Annotated in this window: 17 protein-coding genes; 4 read left to right on the top strand and 13 right to left on the bottom strand. The window is 76.3% G+C overall.

Annotated elements, in window-relative coordinates; genetic code table 11:
* The first annotated feature begins 144 nt into the window (after positions 1-144).
* Complete coding sequence (locus HNR12_RS20695; protein WP_179769143.1) at positions 145-615, top strand: nucleoside deaminase; 471 nt, start codon at positions 145-147, stop codon at positions 613-615.
* 33 nt (positions 616-648) lie between these two features.
* Here HNR12_RS20695 and HNR12_RS20690 read toward each other — a convergent pair whose 3' ends face one another.
* From HNR12_RS20690 to sigE, 4 genes are all read right to left on the bottom strand, one after another.
* A complete protein-coding gene (locus HNR12_RS20690) occupies positions 649-2,217 on the bottom strand; it encodes a trypsin-like peptidase domain-containing protein (RefSeq protein ID WP_179769142.1) in 1,569 nt (522 codons plus the stop codon).
* A 194-nt stretch (positions 2,218-2,411) separates the two neighbouring features.
* Positions 2,412-3,455, bottom strand: coding sequence for a sigma-E factor regulatory protein RseB domain-containing protein (locus HNR12_RS20685; protein ID WP_179769141.1), 1,044 nt, complete (start codon positions 3,453-3,455; stop codon positions 2,412-2,414).
* Entirely contained in the window at positions 3,452-4,120 is a 669-nt protein-coding gene (locus HNR12_RS20680; protein ID WP_179769140.1) for a zf-HC2 domain-containing protein, read from the bottom strand. The genes HNR12_RS20685 and HNR12_RS20680 overlap by 4 nt, the downstream gene beginning before the upstream one ends.
* Before the next feature lie 12 nt (positions 4,121-4,132).
* Positions 4,133-4,744, bottom strand: coding sequence for an RNA polymerase sigma factor SigE (gene sigE, locus HNR12_RS20675; RefSeq protein WP_179770770.1), 612 nt, complete (start codon positions 4,742-4,744; stop codon positions 4,133-4,135).
* Between the two features lie 416 nt (positions 4,745-5,160).
* Between sigE and HNR12_RS20670 the strand changes: the two genes are divergently transcribed.
* The gene (locus HNR12_RS20670; protein ID WP_246425664.1) at positions 5,161-5,790 is read left to right on the top strand and encodes an O-methyltransferase; all 630 of its coding nucleotides are present in this window, start codon (positions 5,161-5,163) and stop codon (positions 5,788-5,790) included.
* A gap of 71 nt (positions 5,791-5,861) precedes the next feature.
* On the opposite strand, the gene HNR12_RS20665 is transcribed toward HNR12_RS20670, so the two are convergent.
* A complete protein-coding gene (locus tag HNR12_RS20665; protein WP_179769139.1) occupies positions 5,862-7,403 on the bottom strand; it encodes a leucyl aminopeptidase in 1,542 nt (513 codons plus the stop codon).
* Positions 7,404-7,538: 135 nt separating this feature from the next.
* Positions 7,539-7,706 (bottom strand): DUF3117 domain-containing protein, encoded by a 168-nt coding sequence (locus tag HNR12_RS20660; RefSeq protein WP_179769138.1) that lies wholly within the window; start codon positions 7,704-7,706, stop codon positions 7,539-7,541.
* 358 nt (positions 7,707-8,064) lie between these two features.
* Between HNR12_RS20660 and HNR12_RS20655 the strand changes: the two genes are divergently transcribed.
* Positions 8,065-8,838, top strand: a complete 774-nt coding sequence (locus HNR12_RS20655; protein WP_338119849.1) for an enoyl-CoA hydratase-related protein — start codon at positions 8,065-8,067, stop codon at positions 8,836-8,838.
* Positions 8,839-8,868: 30 nt separating this feature from the next.
* On the opposite strand, the gene HNR12_RS20650 is transcribed toward HNR12_RS20655, so the two are convergent.
* The 4 genes from HNR12_RS20650 to HNR12_RS28650 all read right to left on the bottom strand — a co-directional run bounded on the left by HNR12_RS20650 (position 8,869) and on the right by HNR12_RS28650 (position 12,808).
* The gene (locus tag HNR12_RS20650) at positions 8,869-10,620 is read right to left on the bottom strand and encodes a serine/threonine-protein kinase (RefSeq protein ID WP_246425140.1); all 1,752 of its coding nucleotides are present in this window, start codon (positions 10,618-10,620) and stop codon (positions 8,869-8,871) included.
* Positions 10,621-10,678: 58 nt separating this feature from the next.
* A complete protein-coding gene (locus HNR12_RS20645) occupies positions 10,679-11,248 on the bottom strand; it encodes a hypothetical protein (RefSeq protein WP_308118545.1) in 570 nt (189 codons plus the stop codon).
* A gap of 258 nt (positions 11,249-11,506) precedes the next feature.
* Positions 11,507-12,097, bottom strand: a complete 591-nt coding sequence (locus HNR12_RS20640) for a DNA-3-methyladenine glycosylase I (RefSeq protein WP_179769137.1) — start codon at positions 12,095-12,097, stop codon at positions 11,507-11,509.
* Positions 12,098-12,115: 18 nt separating this feature from the next.
* Positions 12,116-12,808 (bottom strand): hypothetical protein, encoded by a 693-nt coding sequence (locus HNR12_RS28650; RefSeq protein ID WP_246425139.1) that lies wholly within the window; start codon positions 12,806-12,808, stop codon positions 12,116-12,118.
* A gap of 84 nt (positions 12,809-12,892) precedes the next feature.
* Here HNR12_RS28650 and HNR12_RS20630 point away from each other — a divergent pair, with 84 nt between their 5' ends.
* Positions 12,893-13,219 (top strand): hypothetical protein, encoded by a 327-nt coding sequence (locus tag HNR12_RS20630; protein WP_179769136.1) that lies wholly within the window; start codon positions 12,893-12,895, stop codon positions 13,217-13,219.
* A 164-nt stretch (positions 13,220-13,383) separates the two neighbouring features.
* On the opposite strand, the gene HNR12_RS20625 is transcribed toward HNR12_RS20630, so the two are convergent.
* The 3 genes from HNR12_RS20625 to HNR12_RS20615 all read right to left on the bottom strand — a co-directional run bounded on the left by HNR12_RS20625 (position 13,384) and on the right by HNR12_RS20615 (position 16,282).
* On the bottom strand, positions 13,384-14,199 hold the full coding sequence (locus tag HNR12_RS20625) for an LOG family protein (RefSeq protein WP_179769135.1): 816 nt from the start codon (positions 14,197-14,199) through the stop codon (positions 13,384-13,386).
* Between the two features lie 102 nt (positions 14,200-14,301).
* Positions 14,302-15,369, bottom strand: a complete 1,068-nt coding sequence (dapE, locus tag HNR12_RS20620; protein ID WP_179769134.1) for a succinyl-diaminopimelate desuccinylase — start codon at positions 15,367-15,369, stop codon at positions 14,302-14,304.
* 76 nt (positions 15,370-15,445) lie between these two features.
* Positions 15,446-16,282, bottom strand: coding sequence for a 2,3,4,5-tetrahydropyridine-2,6-dicarboxylate N-succinyltransferase (locus HNR12_RS20615; RefSeq protein ID WP_179769133.1), 837 nt, complete (start codon positions 16,280-16,282; stop codon positions 15,446-15,448).
* Positions 16,283-16,372 lie beyond the last annotated feature (90 nt).

Genomic DNA, 16,372 nt, shown 5'->3' with positions numbered 1-16,372 from the left:
GCGTCGCGACGGCGGCCCGCGCCCGTTCGCGCCCCGGCACACCGGCGGCGCGGGTGCGGGCGCGCCGCGGGCCCGCCGCTACGATCGGTCCCGTTCCCGCGCGGACAGCGCGCCCGACCGCACCCGTTCCAGGAGGTATGGCCCATGACCGCACCCGGCACCGGCACGTTCGGCGACTGGCTGGCGATCGCCGTCGAGGAGGCCCGGGCCGGACGCGACGAGGGCGGGATCCCCATCGGCGCCGCGCTCATCGACCGCGACGGCACCGTGCTGGGGCGCGGCCGCAACCGCCGGGTGCAGGACGGCGACCCGTCAATCCACGGCGAGACCGCGGCCTTCCGCGCCGCCGGCCGGCGGCCCTCCTACCGGGGCACGACCATGGTCACCACGCTCTCGCCGTGCTGGTACTGCAGCGGGCTCATCCGCCAGTTCGGGATCTCGCGGGTGGTGATCGGCGAGGCCGGCACCTTCACCGGCGGGCACGACTGGCTGGCCGGGCACGGCGTGGAGGTCGTGGTGCTGGACGACCCCGAGTGCGCGGAACTGATGGCGGCGTTCGTCCGCGACAACCGCGAGCTGTGGCTGGAGGACATCGGCGCGGGCGGCGAGGACTGACCCCGCCGCCCGCGCGGCCCCGCCTGGGGCGGCTCAGTCGCCGGCCGCCCCGAGGGTGACCTCGGTGGTCTGCTCCCGGCCGTCGCGCTCGAACACCACCTCGACCCGGTCGCCGGGGGCGTGCTCGCCGACGATCCGCTGCAGGTCGGCGAAGTCGGCGACCTCCTCGCCGCCGATGGCCGTGATCACGTCGCCGGGCTCCAGCCCGGCCTGCTCGGCGGGGCTGCCGGGCGGCACGGCCGGGGAGCCGTCGGGGTTCTCCTCGGCGATGAGCGCTCCCCCGGTGTGGGTGGTGTCGAAGACCGCCCCGATGGCGGCCTGCTGGTCTCCCCCGGCGGGCGGCGGCGCGCTCCCGCCTCCGGCGATGATGTCGTCGACCACCTGCTCGACCTGCGAGGAGGGGATGGCGAAGCCCAGGCCGATGCTGCCGCCCTGCTCGCCGTCGGGCCCGCCGCCCAGCGTCGCGATGGCGGTGTTGACGCCGATGACCCGGCCCTGGGCGTCGACCAGCGGGCCACCGGAGTTGCCGGGGTTGATGGCGGCGTCGGTCTGCAGCGCCTCGATGGCCGCGCCCGGGCCCTCGCCCTCGCCGAGGCTCACCGGGCGGTCGACGGCGCTGATGATACCGGAGGTGACCGTGCCCGCCAGGCCCAGCGGGGCGCCGATGGCGATGACCTGGTCGCCCACCGTCACGCCGGCGGAGTCGCCGAACTCCAGCGGCTGGACGTCGATGGGGTCCGCCAGTTCCAGCACGGCGAGGTCGGAGGCGGGCTCGGTGCCCACGATGCGGGCGCCGCTGGCCCGGCCGTCGCTGTAGACGACCTCGATGTCGCTGCCGGCCAGCGCCGAGGCGACGTGGTTGTTGGTGACCACGTGGTCGTCCTCGATGACGAATCCGGAGCCGTTGCCGCTGAGCCCGCCCGAGCCGCCGTCCTGGATCAGCACCACGCTGGGGCTGACCCGCTGGGCCACGCCGGCGATGGTGTCGGGGGCGCGGCTGGGGGTGTCGGTGGGGATGGCGGTGTTCAGGCGGGGCGACTCCGAGCGGTCCGACGCGCCGGCCTGGACGCCCAGCGAGCCGCCCACGGCGCCGCCGATCCCGGCCGAGGCCAGGCCGACGACCAGCACGATGAGCAGCACCGCCCACACCGGCACGCCGCGCCGCGGGGGCCGCGGCGGCCCCGCGCCGAAGGGGGCGGAGTAGGCGCCGCCGGGCGGCGGGCCGCCGGGAGCGCCCGGTCCGCCCGAGCCGCCGGGGCCGCCGGGTGCGCCGGGACCGCCCGAGCCGCCCGGGCCCGCGGGCGGCTGCCGGTGCGCGGACGGCGGTGCCGCCCACTGGCCGGTTTCGGTCACCGACGCGCCCGAATGCGGTGCGCGGCCGTCGTCGGGCCGGGGGCCGGTCTGGCGGGGGTCGCCGCCCTCGGGGCGCGGCGGCCCGGCTCCGCCCGAGCCCGGCGCGGCGGGATCGCCGCTGCGCGCCCAGGGGGCGCCGGGATCGCGTTCGGGGGGCGGTCCGGGGCGGTCGTCGGCCGGGGGGTGCGGCCGCGCCCAACTGGGGTTCCCACCGGTGGCGGGGGGACGGGGTCCGGTGTCGTCGGTCATCCAGGTCTCCGTTTGTCGCCTCCGCCCCAGCCTGGAGCGTTCCGCGTAAGCCGTGCGTCAATCGGGCGCCGTGCGCGTCCGCGCCGCCAACGCCACCGGCGCACCCTATGCCCCGTTCGGGGGTGTTCGGGAACGGGTCCGCCCAATGCCGGAGGTGCCCTACGTGTCCGTGCCTGCCACCATTGTGCGCGGCGTCAGCCCTGAACGGCCGCTGTGAGCCGACCGAATCCCCGCATGACCCGCGCCCAGAACTCGGGCTCGCCGTCGGTGGGGAACCCCCGCTCGGCCGCGGCGAGCAGATCGGCGGGAGCCTCGCCCATGGCCGTGTAGACGAACCCGCGGGAGTCCCACACCCGCTGCGCGCCTCCGGCGCCGTCCTGGGCCAGGGTGTCGGCCGCCGCCTCGGCGCTCTGCCCGGACCCGCCCGGCAGCCGGCCGCGCTGCACGAACACCGACACCACCGACAGGCCGTCGGAGTAGGCCAGGTGCACCACGCGGCCCTCGGGGTCGTCCCGGGACCACGCGCGGATCAGCCGGAGGTTCCACGCCACGTGCTCGGGCAGCGGCCAGCCGTCCTCGCGCAGCGCCGTGAGTTCGCCCTCCGACAACTCGTCCTTCCAGGGCCTGGCCTCGACGCCGTCCTCGGGCAGCGGCCCGGGGTCGCCGCCGATCTCGACCTCGACGAACTCCGTCGCGTGCACCACCGCGCCGGTGTCGTCGAGGACCACCTTGCGCAGCGGCAGGGCGGTGCGCTGGTCGATCCACACCCGGGCGGCCGCGGTGCCGTCGGCGCGCAGCACCTCCAGCACCGCCGCGTTGCGCCCGCACACCACGCCTCCGCCGGTGCGCGTGACCCGGTAGTTGGCGGCCAGCTCGGCCAGCATGAGGTCGTCGACCTTGGTCAGCGGCGGGGACTGGCCGACCACCAGGTCGGCCCCCGCCGGGCTGACATCGCCGTAACCGGTGGCCTCGCCGGCCCGGTGCACGACGCTGACCAGCCGCTCGGAGCGCGTCCCCGCGCCGGTGGTGGTGACCCGCTGCACCCCCGAGAAGGAGACGTCGCCCAGCGACCGGGCGGCGCGCCGCAGCAGCGCCAGGCCGTCGTCCTCGCCGGGGGCGGGGACCTCGTGGGCGTCGGCGGCGTGGGAGGAGGTCAGCAGCACGACGACCACGAGCGACAGCGACAGCAGCACCACGGGCACCAGTCCGCGCCGGGGGAAAGAGCCCGCGGCGCTCACCGGGACCCGGTGGCCGGAGGGGTGTCCTCCAGCGCGGTCGTGACCACGGCGGTGCCGGCGTCGAAGTCGGGCACGGGGGCCTGGCGGGCGGTGACCGCGTGCTCCACGGCGTAGTCGCTCAGCTCGGGCTCGACCACGGGGCCCTCGCCGGGGTCGCCCCCGGCGACGAACGCGGTGCCCAGCGCGACCGCCACCACCGACGCCCCGGCCACGGCGAAGCGCGTGCGCTCCCAGCGCGGGCGCAGCACCGACAGCGGGCGCGGGCGGCGGAGGCGGCGCTCGCGGGCGGGCCGCGCCGGCTCGGGCGCGGGCCCGGCGACGGCGAGGGCGGTGCCGTCGACCGTGCGCGGCAGCCCGCCGCCCAGCGGGCGGCTGGAGCCCAGCGGCGGCAGGGAGCCGAACCCGCCGAAGGCCCCCGGACCGCCGCCCGGCGGATCGGGCGGGGGGTCGGCGGGCGGGCCGCTGAGCGCGGAGAGGCGGCCCAGGAAGTCCATGGAGGGCTCAGGGGTGTCGAGCCGGTGCAGCCGCCGCTTGAGTCGGCGCAGCATCTCGGCCTCGAAGCGGCAGGTCTCGCAGCCCGCGAGATGGATGAGCGCGCGGTCGCGCTCGGCGTGGCCCAGTTCGCCGTCGACGAGGGCGGACAGGCGTTCTCCCAAGTGGTCCATTCTCACTCCACCTCACCGGTCCGTGTGTGTCTCGGCCTGCGCACCGCCCTGCGGAAGGGGCCCGGCCCCGGGGGCGGGGCTCCCCTCGGCCAACTGGTCGGCCAGGCGCCGCCGGTGCTCCAGGGCCTTGCGCAGCTGCGCCCGGCCGCGGTGGATGCGGCTGCGCACCGTGCCCAGTTTGACGTCCAGCGTCGCGGCGATCTCCTCGTAGGAGAGCCCCTCGATGTCGCACAGGACGACAGGCGCGCGGAACTCGGCGGGCAGGGCGTCCAGCGCGGCCTGGATGTCGGCGTCGAAGTGGCGGTCGTCGTAGGACTGGGCCGGCGAGGGCTCGTGGCCCTGCAGGCGTTCGTCGGCGTTGTCGGACAGGCCCTCGAACCGGATGCGCGCCTTGCGCCGCGCCATGTCGAGGAAGAGGTTGGTGGTGATGCGGTGCAGCCACCCCTCGAAGGTGCCGGGGGTGTAGCTGGACAACGAGCGGAACACCCGGATGAAGACCTCCTGGGTGAGGTCCTCGGCGTCGTGCTTGTTGCCGGTGAGGCGGAACGCCAGCCGGTACACGCGCGCCGAGTGGTTGCGCACGACGTCGTCCCAACTCGGTGGCTCCCACTGCTCGAAGTCCACGGCAGCGTCGGAGTCTGCCACCGCCACTCCCTTCGCGAGTCTGCTGCGGCGCGCGGGCGCGCGGCGCGCCAAGGGGCGGCGCGCGACGCCCGGTCGCCTGGGTTCGGCCGGGGCGCGGACGCGCCGCGGCCGTGGCTGCGGGGCGACCCCCGCGTTGGTTGCAACGCTCGGCGGGGCCGATTAAGTTCCCCGGTGCCGCGAGCACACCGCGACCGCCCGGGGCAGGCTAGTCTGTGCCCTGGAACCCGGCCCATGGGTGATCGCGCGGGCACGCACGGTGACGGTCACCGCGGTCGCCGCGTCCGTTGGGAGCCCGGGCCGCTTCCGGCCCCCTCGGGGCCGCACGCCCCGGTCATGTCAGTCACACGCGCGGGGAGGCCGTCATCGCCGGTCGAGACGACACACTGGCCCACACTCTGGCCCATGTCGAGCAGTACGCCCAGGAGGACGACCCGCTGACCTCGGCGCGCGAGACCGGCCGGCGGGCCGAGTCCTCGCCGATCAGCGCGGCGGGCGGCGCGGCGCTGCGCTTCCTGGCGGCCGCCATCGGCGCCCGCTCCGTGGTCGAGGTGGGCACCGGCTGCGGCACCTCGGGCATCTGGCTGCTGCGCGGCATGCGCCCCGACTCCGTGCTGACCAGCGTCGACATCGAGCCCGAGTACCAGGAGCTGGCCCGCGCGGCCTACCGGCGGGCCGGGTTCGCCGCCAACCGGGTGCGGCTGATCCACGGCCGGGGGCTGGACGTCCTGCCCCGCCTCACCGACTGCGCCTACGACCTGGTGTTCGTCGACGCCGAACCCGCCGCCTACCCCACCTACCTCGACGAGGCGCTGCGGCTGCTGCGCGTGGGCGGGATCGTGGTGTTCAACAACGCGCTGGAGGGCGCCGAGCGGGCCGACGGCCCGCTGAGCGTGCCCGATCCCGGCACCGCCGGCGCGCGCGAGGTCGGCCGCCTGGTGCGCGCCGACTCCGCCCTGATCCCCCTGCTGCTGCCCATCGGCGAGGGCCTGCTCGCGGCGATCCGCGACCACTCCGCCGATTCCTGACCCGGCGCGGGGCGCACCGCCGCGCCGCGGGCGCCGGCCGCGCCGCCTCGGGGCTCGGCCGGTTCAGGCGGTCAGGCCGCGGCGCCGGTGCGGGGCAGCCCGGCCGGGTCGGCCAGCCAGCGCAGCAGGGTGCGGGTGGCGAACCCGGTGCCGCCCTTGGTCAGCACGCCGTCCTCGCCGCTGGAGCGGCCCGGCCCGGCGATGTCCAGGTGGGCCCACGGCAGGCCGCCGGTGAACTCCCGCAGGAACAGCGCGGCCTCGGTGGCGCCCGGCCGGCCGTAGTCGCCGGTGGTGCCGATGTTGGCGAGGTCGGCCACCCGGGAGTCGAGCGAGGGGCGGTACTCCTCGGTCAGCGGCAGCCGCCACAGCGGCTCCCCGGCCGCGCGCCCCGCCGCCGTGAGCGCGTCGGCCAGCGCGTCGTCGCTGGCGAACAGCGCGCCGGTGCCCAGCCCCAGGGCGACCTTGGCGGCGCCGGTGAGCGTGGCGACGTCCACAAGGGCGTCGGGCGCGAGCTCGGCCACCGCGTACCCCAGGGCGTCGGCCATGACCAGCCGCCCCTCGGCGTCGGTGTTGAGGACCTCGATGGTGCGGCCGTTGTAGGCGGTGATCACGTCGCCGGGCCGCTGGGCCGACCCGGAGAACGCGTTCTCGGCGATGGGCAGCAGCGCCGTGACCGCGGTCGGGACCTCCAGGCGCCGCAGCGCCGACATCACCCCCAGCACGATGGCCGACCCGCTCATGTCGGTCTTCATGAGCTTCATGTTGTCGTTGGGCTTCAGCGACAGGCCGCCGGTGTCGAAGGTGATGCCCTTGCCCACCAGGACGACGTGGCCGGCGGGGTTGTCGGGCCGGTGGTCCAGCCGCACCAGGCGCGGCGGGCGCAGCGAGCCCGCGCCCACCGCCAGGATCGCGGCGAAGCCGTCGGCGCGCAGCGCGGACTCGTCCCACACCCGGTGGTCCAGCCCGGACTCGGCCGCGACCGCCACCGCGCGCTCGGCGAGCCAGGCGGGGTCCTTGTCGGTGGAGGGCGTGTTGATGAGGTCGCGGGCCAGCGCGGTGGCCTCCGCGAGCGCGGTGCCGCGCGCCAGCGCGTCGGGGGCCGCGCCGGTGGTGCCGCCGACCAGCTCGACGGACTCGACCGGCGCGGGCCCCTTGGGGGAGGACGCCAGGGTGAAGCGGTAGGAGGCGAGCAGCACGCCTTCGGCGAAGGCGGCGAGCCCGGCTCCGGCGTCGTCGTGGGCCCGGTCCAGCAGCGCGACGGTGGTGGCCGCCGCGCGCCGCCCCTTGGCGGCACGCGCGAGGGCCGCGCCCGCGGCGCGCAGGTCGTCGGGCGTGGCGTCGCCGACACCGAGCAGGACCATCCGCACCAGGCCCCGCCCGAGGTCCACCGGGAACTGGGCGGTCTCGCCGGGCCGGCCGGCGAGATCGTAGTGCGCGACCAGCTCGGCGAGGGAGGCCGGCAGCCGCGCGTCCAGTTCGGCGGGGTCGAGACCGACACCGGCGGTCGCCGCGGCCGGCGTTTCGCCACCGCGCAGGACGGGGACGGCCACCAGCTCGGCGGCGGAATCGGTGAGGGCGCCCGAGACCGGGCGGATCTCCGTAGCGGCAGGCACGGATCGCTCGCAATCGTGGATCGGGTTGGCGCCGCGGGCGGTGGTCCGGTGTGGCGGGGCCTCCGGCTGGAGGCGCCTCGGGCGGCCGCCGCGCGCCCGGCTGGTCAGACGGTGGGGTCGCGACGGGGCCGCGGGTCAGCCGACCGCGCCGTCCAGGGCCTCCTTCAGTTCGGTGGCCTCGTCGGGCGTCAGCTCGACGACGAGCCGCCCGCCGCCCTCCAGCGGGACGCGCATGATGATGCCGCGGCCTTCTTTGGTGACCTCCATCGGACCGTCACCGGTCCTCGGCTTCATCGCCGCCATGCCGTATCCCCTTCCATAGGACTGTGTCGCGGGCTGAATGGGCCGATCCGGTGCAGATGCCCCTGCGTTCAGGGCGGCCGGTCCGGGGTCGCGCCGCATCCGCGTGACTCAGGGAATGAATCACTGTTCTGCCATTATCTCGGTTTTGGGAACCGATTGGGAACGATCGGACAGCGCCGGGACCTTCGGCCCCGAGGAATCCGAACAGTAAGGTTATAGCCGTCAGCGCCCCGCCGCGGTCGCTGGGACCTCAGCAGCACCCCCCACGAGCAGGGAGTTGGGCGTGTCCGAGTCAGACGCCGCAGACCGCGCCACCGGCACCGAGCGGCCCCGCGAGGCCGCCTCCGACGACCACGGGATCGAGTACGAACTCAGCGACGGCGTGGCCGTGATCCGGCTGAACCGGCCCGACTCCATGAACTCGCTGACGGTCGCCGCCAAGGAGGCGCTGCTGGCCGCCATCGAGCGCGCCAAGGCCGACACCGGCGCCCGCGCGGTGCTGCTCACCGGCACCGGCCGCGCCTTCTGCGCCGGGCAGGACCTGCGCGAGCACGCGGAGTCGCTGGAGTCGGGGCGCGGGCTGTCCGACACCGTCCGCGCGCACTACAACCCGATCGTGCTGGGCCTGGCCCGCATGCCCAAGCCGGTGGTCGCGGCCGTCAACGGCACCGCCGCCGGCGCGGGCGCCTCGCTGGCCTTCGCCTGCGACCTGCGCATCGCCTCGGAGAAGGCGTCGTTCCTCATGGCCTTCGCCAACGTGGGCCTGGGCGCCGACTCCGGCGCCTCGTGGACCCTGCCGCGCCTGGTGGGCCACGCCCGCGCCATGGAGATGCTGATGCTGGCCGAGCCGGTCAAGGCCGACCGCGCGCTGGAGATCGGCCTGGTCAACCGGGTGGTGCCGCACGACGACCTCGCCGAGGCCGCTCACGCGCTGGCGGTGCGCCTGGCCAACGGCCCCACGGTCGCCTACGCCGCCATCAAGGCCGAACTCACCTTCGGCTCCGGGCTCGACCTCGCCAACGCCCTGGAGATGGAGGCGAACCTGCAGGACCAGTGCGCCGACACCGCCGACCACGCCAACGCCACGCGCGCCTTCGTGCGCAAGGAGAAGCCGGTCTTCGAGGGGTCCTGACCCGCGCGCCGCGGCGGGGCCCGGCCGGCCTCAGCCGGCCACCGCGACGATGATGACCACCACCACGACCACCACGAGGATCGACAGGCCGGTCACCGCCGCGATGATCGCCCCGCCGCCGCCCCGGCCGCCGTCGGGGCCCCGCGACGCGGGGCCGCCCGGCCCCGCCGCCGGCCACTGGGCGCCGGTGTTCGCGCCGTAGCCGCTCTGCGGCCCGGTCGCGCGGAACGAGGGCTGGGCGCCCGTGAGGGGCGCGCCGCCGCCCGGGTAGGGCGGCTGGGGGCCCGAGTGCGGCGCGGCCGGGTAGGGCGGCTGGGCGGCCGAGGGGTGGGGCGTCTGCGGTCCGGAGTGCGGCCCCGGGCCGTAGGGGGCCTGCGGTCCCGAGTGCGGCTGCGAGCCGTAAGGGGCCTGCGGTCCCGAGTGCGGCCACGACCCCCCGCCCGGCCCGCTCGGCGCCGGGCCCCACGGGGCTGGGCCGCCCGTGCCTCCCGGGCCGGGCCCGTAGCCGGGCGCGCCGCCCGGCAGGGGCTGCTGGGGGCCGGAGTGCGCCGGCGGGGTCTGCGGCCCGCTCGGCGGCGCCTGGGGGCCGGGCGGCGCGTAGCCGGACCCGCCGCCGTAGTGCGGCCCCGGCCCGGCGGAGTACTGCGGCCCCGTGGCGCCGTGCTGGGGGCCGGGCCCCGCGGCGGGGGTGTACTGCGGGCCGGTGCCCGCGGGGTACTGCGGCCCGGTGCCGGCCGCGGGCTGGGGGCCGGTGGCGGGCGGACCCGGCGGGAACGAGCGGAAGAGGTCGCCGCCGGGCGGGTGGGGCAGGCTGTCGCGGATCTCCTCGACGGCCCGTTCGCGCGCCTCGGGCGCCGCTGCGGCCACCGCGCCGGTCGCCAGGGTCTGCAGCGGCACCTCCCCCGGCCGCTCCGGCTGGTCGGGGGCGTCGGCCACCGCCTCGGCGGCCTGGGGAGCGTCGGCCATGCCCACGCCCAGCACGCCCATCAGGGTCTCGGCGGCGGTGGGCCGGGCGGCGGGGTCCTTGGCCAGGCAGCGGGCGGCGATGTCGCGCAGCCGGCCGTCGAGCGCGCCGAGGTCGGGCGGCTCGTTGACGACGTTGTGCAGCACCTCGCGCAGGGAGTCCTGGCCGAAGGGGGCGAACCCGTTGGCCGCGTAGACCATGGTGGCGCCCCAGGCGAACAGGTCGACGGCCGGGCCCAGGGCCTCGCCGGCGACCTGCTCGGGCGCCATGTAGGCGGGGGTGCCGGCGATCTGGCTGGTCAGGATCGCCGTGCCCTCCAGCGCGCGGGCGATCCCGAAGTCGATCACGCGGGGGCCGTCGGGGCCCATCAGCACGTTGCCCGGCTTGAAGTCGCGGTGCACGATCCCGGCCTGGTGGATGGCCGCGAGCGCGGTGAGGGTGCCCACCGCCAGCCGCTCCAGGGCGGCGCCGGACATGGGGCCGTCGCGGCGGACGACCTCGCGCAGGCTCGGGCCCTCGATGTACTCGCTGACGACGTAGGGCGGGTCGGAGTCGATGTCGGCGGCCAGCACCTGGGAGGTGCAGAAGCGGGCGACCTTGCGGGCGGTCTCGACCTCCTCGGCCAGCGCGCGGCGCAGGCCGGCGGCGTCGAGGCCGTCGGCGTGCAGGGTCTTGACCGCGACCGGGGTGCGCTCGGGGTCGGCCTCCGGGTAGCCGAGGTAGACGACGCCCTGCCCGCCCTGGCCGAGCCGGCCGGTCAGGACGTAGCCGCCGATGCGCCGAGGGTCGTCGTCGGTCAGGGGTTGGGTACCGGTCATCTGTCCTCCCGGGCCCGGTCCGCCGGCCGCGGCGCCCTGCGGGCCTCAGCGGCCCACCCTAACGGAGAGTTCCGGTGGAGGTCATCGTCACGCCGCTGTGGGAGACCGCGGTCCACTCGGCGCTGAGGGTCCCGGCCGCGTCACCGCTCGTCAGGACCAGGCGGGACTCGTCCACGCAGCGCTCGTCGGGGTCGTAGGTCTCGACGTAGTCGAAGACCAGGCGGCCGCCGTCGCGCTCGCTGAGGGACAGGCTGCCGCGGCAGTCGAAGGTGTACCACTCCGAGACGCCGCGCTCCTCGCCCTGCTCCAGCTTGATCTCGGCGCCCCAGTCGGTGACGTGGTCGCCGTTGTCGTCGACCTGGCTCATCTCGCCGCGCCAGGTGCCGGCGTAGGACTCGGGCACGGTGGAGTCGCCGGCGGCGGTGCCGCGCAGCGCCCACAGCACGGCGCCCAGCCCCGCGCCCAGCACCACCACGACCGCCACGGCCAGGACGACGCTCCTGCGCCGCCGGGCGGTGTGGCGGGTCGAGCGCGGCGGCGGGTAGAGGGACAACTGCCGCACCGGGGAGTCGGCGGGCGGGCGCTCCCCGCGGGCGGGCGCCGGCCCCGCGCCCCGCACGTCGCTCACCGGGCGCTCCGGGGCACGCGTTGACCAGGGCCGTTCGAAGTGCTCATGGTTGCAAGACCTCCCAAGGCGAACCCGCCGAACCGGCGCGGTGGCCATTCGCGGTTCAGCGACAGAGAATAGGCCACACCGCCGCCCGGCGACGCCGGATTGCGGTGATGAGGAACACATGACCCGATCGGTGTGGTATGCCCGCTTTATGGCGGGACGGCCGGGTCCGCGCGGCGCCGCGTCCGGTGCCGGCCGCGCCGGGCGGGCGGGTCAGCCGCGGCCGGCGGCGCCGCGGAAGCAGTCGCGCAGGTGGTCGTCCACCACCCCGGCGGCCTGCATGGTGGCGTAGGCGGTGGTGGGCCCGACGAACCGGAAGCCGTGGCGCTTGAGCGCCTTGGACAGCGCGGTGCTCTCGGGGGTGGCGGCGGCCACGTCGGTGATGCGCTCGGGCGGGGTGTGGTGCTCGGGGGCGTGCTCCCAGACCAGCTTGGCCAGGCCGCCCGGCAGGTCCAGGGCGGCGCGGGCGTTGCCGATCACGGCCTCGATCTTGGGGCGGCTGCGGATCAGCCGGGGGTCGCCGAGCAGGCGCTCGACGTCGGCGGGGGTGAACTCGGCGACGGCGGCCGGGACGAACCCGGCGAAGACCTCGCGCAGCGCGGCGCGCTTGCGCAGCACCGTGAGCCACGACAGGCCCGCCTGGAAGCCCTCCAGGCTGACGCGTTCGAACATCGCGTCGTCGTCGGTGATCGCCACGCCCCACTCGGTGTCGTGGTAGTCCAGCAGGTCCTCGGTCGCCAGGGCCCAGTGGCAGCGCCGCCGGCCGTCGGGGCCGGGGCGCGCGGTGCCGTCGTCGTCGGTCACGGTGGTGTCCCTGTGCGGCTAGGAGGAGTGGGAGTCCGACGCGGGGGCGCCCTCGGAGCGGGCGCGGTCGGCCCCGGAGCCGGGTTCGGCCGGGCCGTCCTCGGCGGGGGTACCGCCGTCCGGGAGGTCGCCGCCGAGCGGGTAGGCGCCCGCCTCGGCGGCGTCGGCGGAGCCGTCGGAGTCGTCGAGTGGCGGGCCGCCGTCGTCGGAGAAGCGGTCGCCGGGCACGGGGTCGTCGGAGCCGGACTCGGCACCGGGTCCGGCCGAGGGCTCGTCGGGCGGGGTGCTCGCCTCCACGGTCACGGCGCCGTCGACCGCCACGGAGGCCGATCCGGAGTGCGGGGTGGGCCCGGCGAAGGCAGGCGGCGCCAACGCGGCACCGGGTCCAAAGCCCCGGGGCGGCAGCGGGAGCCCGGCCTCGACCAGGCGGCGCTCCAGTTCGGCGATACGGGCGTCGCGCTCGCCCAGCGCCCCGATCACCCGGCGCAGCACCTCGTCGACCGCGCGCACGTGGTAGCCCCACAGCGCCAGCGGCAGCAGGACGCGGCTGACGTCGGTTCCGGTCAGCGGCCGGTCGGCGGGGAGGTCCAGCGGCGGGTGGTCGGCGTCGAAGCGCGCGAGTTCGCCGCCCCTCCCCATGACCACGAACGCCACACCGGCGAGCACCGCCACCGCGGAGAGAGCGATCAGGCTGAGGATGATCGGAGACATTAGGCTCAATGGTGCCACAGCCGCGCGGCGGACTCGTGTGTCCGGCGGCCCGCCTGCGGCACGACGGAAGGGGCTGCGGGAGCGATGGAGGCCGGCGACGACTACCGCGTGGTGGGTCCCCACGACACCGTCGAGGGCGCGGTGGACCTCGGCCTCCGGCCCAGCCCCGAACGGGTCCGCGCCCTGGCCGAGGCGGGCCGCACCGTGCTGGTGCGCTGCTCCCCCGGCACCGGCGGCGCCGACGACGCCGCCGAATCCGCTGAGGCCGTCGCGCTCGCCGCGCTGTACGCCTGGCTGGGCGCGCGGGTGTTCGCCACCGCCCACGAGCGCCCGGTGCGCCAGGCGCTGGACATGGTGGCGTCGGTGCGGGGCCGCCGGCCGCCGGCCGCGGCCCGCCGGGGCCTGGCCTGAGAGGGCGGGGCCCCTCCCCGCCGCGGCGACCGCGCTCCTGGGGCGGCACGGCGGCCTGCCGCCCCAGGAGGGCGGTCGCGCAGGCGGAACGGGGACCGCGCCCGGCACGCGGCCGCCGCCGGTCCCCGTTTCCGGGCGCCGCCGCCCGCGCGTGGGCCGGCGGGCTATCCCTCCGAGGCGTCCTCGGCGGCGTGGACGCTGGCGGCCTCGTCCACCACCCGCGCCGCCTCGAACTCCCGGCGGGCGAGGTCCACGTGGGACTTGCGGATGATGTCCACGACCTCGTCGGGGTCGTCGGTGAGGTACATCAGGTCCGGGTCGTCCGGCGAGATCGTGCCCTCCTCCAGCAGCGTGCCGCGGATCCAGTCGACCAGACCGCCCCAGAAGTCGGTGCCCACCAGCACCACGGGGAAGCGGGTGACCTTCCCGGTCTGCACCAGGGTCACCGACTCGAACAGCTCGTCCAGCGTGCCGAACCCGCCGGGCAGCACCACGAACGCCTGGGAGTACTTGACGAACATGGTCTTGCGCACGAAGAAGTACCGGAACGTGACGCCCATGTCGATGTGGTGGTTGAGGCTCTGCTCGAAGGGCAGCTCGATGCCGAGCCCGATCGAGGTGCCCCCGGCCTCCTGGGCGCCCCGGTTGGCGGCCTCCATCACGCCCGGGCCCCCGCCGGTGATCACGGTGTAGCCGGCGTCGGCCAGCTTCGTCCCGATCTGGCGGCCCAGCTCGTAGTAGGGGGTGTCGGGCTTGGTGCGGGCGGAGCCGAACACGCTGACGGCGTGCCCGACCTCCGACAGCAGGCCGAAGCCCTCGACGAACTCGGATTGGATGCGCAGTACGCGCCAGGGATCGGTGTGGACCCAGTCGGTGGGCCCCCTTCGGTCGAGGAGGCGCTGGTCCGTTGTTGTCTCAGGTATGGCGTTTCCGCGGTAGGTCAGTGGTCCCGCACTTCGGACCTTTCGTGATTCCGTCATGAGGGCAAAGCTATCCGCATTGCCGGTGGTCCACGCTTAATCGCGGGCCACGGGCGGGCGTCCGGAGGCGGACGGGAGCGGTGCGGCCCCTGCTCCGCGGGCTCACCGGCCGGCGCCGGTCAGCCACGCGGCCATGCGCCGCTCGGCCTCGGAGACGGCCGCCAGGTCCACCCACTCGTCGCGGGTGTGGGCCAGGGTGGGGTCGCCGGGGCCGTAGTTGACGGCGGGCACGCCCAGCTCCGACATCCGCGCGACGTCGGTCCAGCCGAGCTTGGCGCGGGCCTGCCCCTGCCCCACCGCGGCCACGAACTCGGCGGCGGCGGGGTCGTCCAGGCCGGGCCGGGCGGGCGCGGCGGAGTCGGTCACCCGCACGTCGAACCCGGCGAACAGCTCGCGCAGGTAGACCTCGGCGGCGGCGGGGTCGCGGTCGGGGGCGAAGCGGTAGTTGACGGTGACCACGCACTCGTCGGGGATGACGTTGCCCGCCACGCCGCCGGACACGAACACCGCGTTGAGGCCCTCGTGGTACTCCAGGCCCTCGACCACGGGCCGGCGGGGCTCGTAGGCGCGCAGGATGTCCAGGACGGCCCCGGCCTCGTGGATGGCGTTGCGCCCCATCCAGGAGCGGGCGCTGTGGGCGCGCTCGCCGCGGGCGATGACCTCGACGCGCATGGTGCCCTGGCAGCCGCCCTCGATGACGCCGCCGGTGGGCTCCATCAGCACCGCGAAGTCGCCGGACAGCAACGCGGGCCGGGTGCGGGCCAGCCGCCGCAGGCCGTTGCGCTCGGCGTCGACCTCCTCGCAGTCGTAGAAGACGTAGGTGACGTCGTGCACGGGCTCGGCCACGGTGGCGGCCAGCCGCAGCTGCACGGCGACGCCGCTCTTCATGTCGGAGGCGCCGCAGCCGTAGAGCCGGCCGTCCTCGACGCGGGAGGGGACGTTGCCGGCCACGGGCACGGTGTCGATGTGTCCGGCGAGCACGACCCGGCGCCCGCGGCCCAGCGCGGTGCGGGCCACCACGGCGTCGCCGTCGCGCACCACCTCCAGGTGGGGCAGCGCGGCCAGCGCGCGCTCGATGTCGTCGGCCAGGGCGCGCTCGCCGCCGCTGACGGACTCGGTGTCCACCAGGGCGGCGGTGAGGTCGCGGACGTCGGCGGTGAGGTCCAGCATGGCGGGTGCGGCGGCCTTCCGGGTCGGTGCGGGGGCGGCCGGCCTCCGCCGTGCGGCGGAGGCCGGCCCGGGCGGGTCAGGCGTTGACGCCATGCTCCCGCAGCAGGTCGTTGAGCGCGAGCTTGTCGTGCTCCTGGCCCTCTTCGAGCCGCTTGAGGACGAGCAGGCAGGGCATGCCGAAGTCGCCGCCGGGGAAGCTCTTGATCCGGTTGGCGGTCACGCACACCGACCACGCCGGTGCCTCGCCGCGCGGCAGCTCCTCGCCGGTCTGGGCGTCGAAGACGCGCGTGGAGGAGGTCAGGATGGTGCCGGCGCCCAGCTTTGCGCCGCGGCGCACCCGGGCGCCCTCGACCACCATGCTGCGCGAGCCGAGGAAGGCGTCGTCCTCGATCACGACCGGGGACGCCTGCGGGGGCTCCAGCACCCCGCCCACGCCCACGCCGCCGGAGAGGTGGACGTTCTCGCCGACCTGGGCGCAGGAGCCCACGGTGGCCCAGGTGTCGACCATGGTGCCCGAGCCCACCCAGGCGCCGAAGTTGGTGAAGGACGGCATGAGCACCACGCCGGGCGCCAGGTAGGAGCCCCAGCGGGCGATGGCGCCGGGCACGACGCGGACGCCGTCGAAGCGGGTCTTCAGGGGGATGCGGTCGTGGTGGTGGAAGTCGCCGACCGCGGACTCGGTCATGCCCAGGACCCGGAAGCTGAGCAGGATGGCGCGCTTGGCGCGCTCGTCGACCACGACCTCGTCGGTGGCCTCGTCGACGAAGGCGACCCGGGCCTTGCCGGTGTCGAGGGCGTCGACCGCGCCCACGATGATGTCGCGGGCCTCGGCGTGGTCGGGGGTCAACTCGGTGCGGCGCTCCCAGAGGCCGTCGATCTCCTCGGGAAGCGGACTGGTGAACGCGGTGGTCATGGCCACGGAGCCTACCGGGAGTGAGCGCGCCGCCCGAACCCGGCGCGGCACCGCGCCGCCGCTCCGCCACGCGCTGTGACCGCGGCGCGG

The sequence above is a fragment of the Streptomonospora nanhaiensis genome (assembly GCF_013410565.1).
GTDB classification, from domain to species: domain Bacteria; phylum Actinomycetota; class Actinomycetes; order Streptosporangiales; family Streptosporangiaceae; genus Streptomonospora; species Streptomonospora nanhaiensis.
This window is presented reverse-complemented; position numbering and strand designations above follow the sequence as displayed.

Coding starts and splice junctions, on each gene's coding strand:
- HNR12_RS20695 (WP_179769143.1), top strand. CDS start 145: ATGACCGCACCCGGCACCGGCACGTTCGGCGACTGGCTGGCGATCGCC.
- HNR12_RS20690 (WP_179769142.1), bottom strand. CDS start 2,217: ATGACCGACGACACCGGACCCCGTCCCCCCGCCACCGGTGGGAACCCC.
- HNR12_RS20680 (WP_179769140.1), bottom strand. CDS start 4,120: ATGGACCACTTGGGAGAACGCCTGTCCGCCCTCGTCGACGGCGAACTG.
- HNR12_RS20660 (WP_179769138.1), bottom strand. CDS start 7,706: ATGGCGGCGATGAAGCCGAGGACCGGTGACGGTCCGATGGAGGTCACC.
- HNR12_RS20650 (WP_246425140.1), bottom strand. CDS start 10,620: ATGACCGGTACCCAACCCCTGACCGACGACGACCCTCGGCGCATCGGC.
- HNR12_RS28650 (WP_246425139.1), bottom strand. CDS start 12,808: ATGTCTCCGATCATCCTCAGCCTGATCGCTCTCTCCGCGGTGGCGGTG.
- HNR12_RS20630 (WP_179769136.1), top strand. CDS start 12,893: ATGGAGGCCGGCGACGACTACCGCGTGGTGGGTCCCCACGACACCGTC.
- HNR12_RS20625 (WP_179769135.1), bottom strand. CDS start 14,199: ATGACGGAATCACGAAAGGTCCGAAGTGCGGGACCACTGACCTACCGC.
- dapE (WP_179769134.1), bottom strand. CDS start 15,369: ATGCTGGACCTCACCGCCGACGTCCGCGACCTCACCGCCGCCCTGGTG.
- HNR12_RS20615 (WP_179769133.1), bottom strand. CDS start 16,282: ATGACCACCGCGTTCACCAGTCCGCTTCCCGAGGAGATCGACGGCCTC.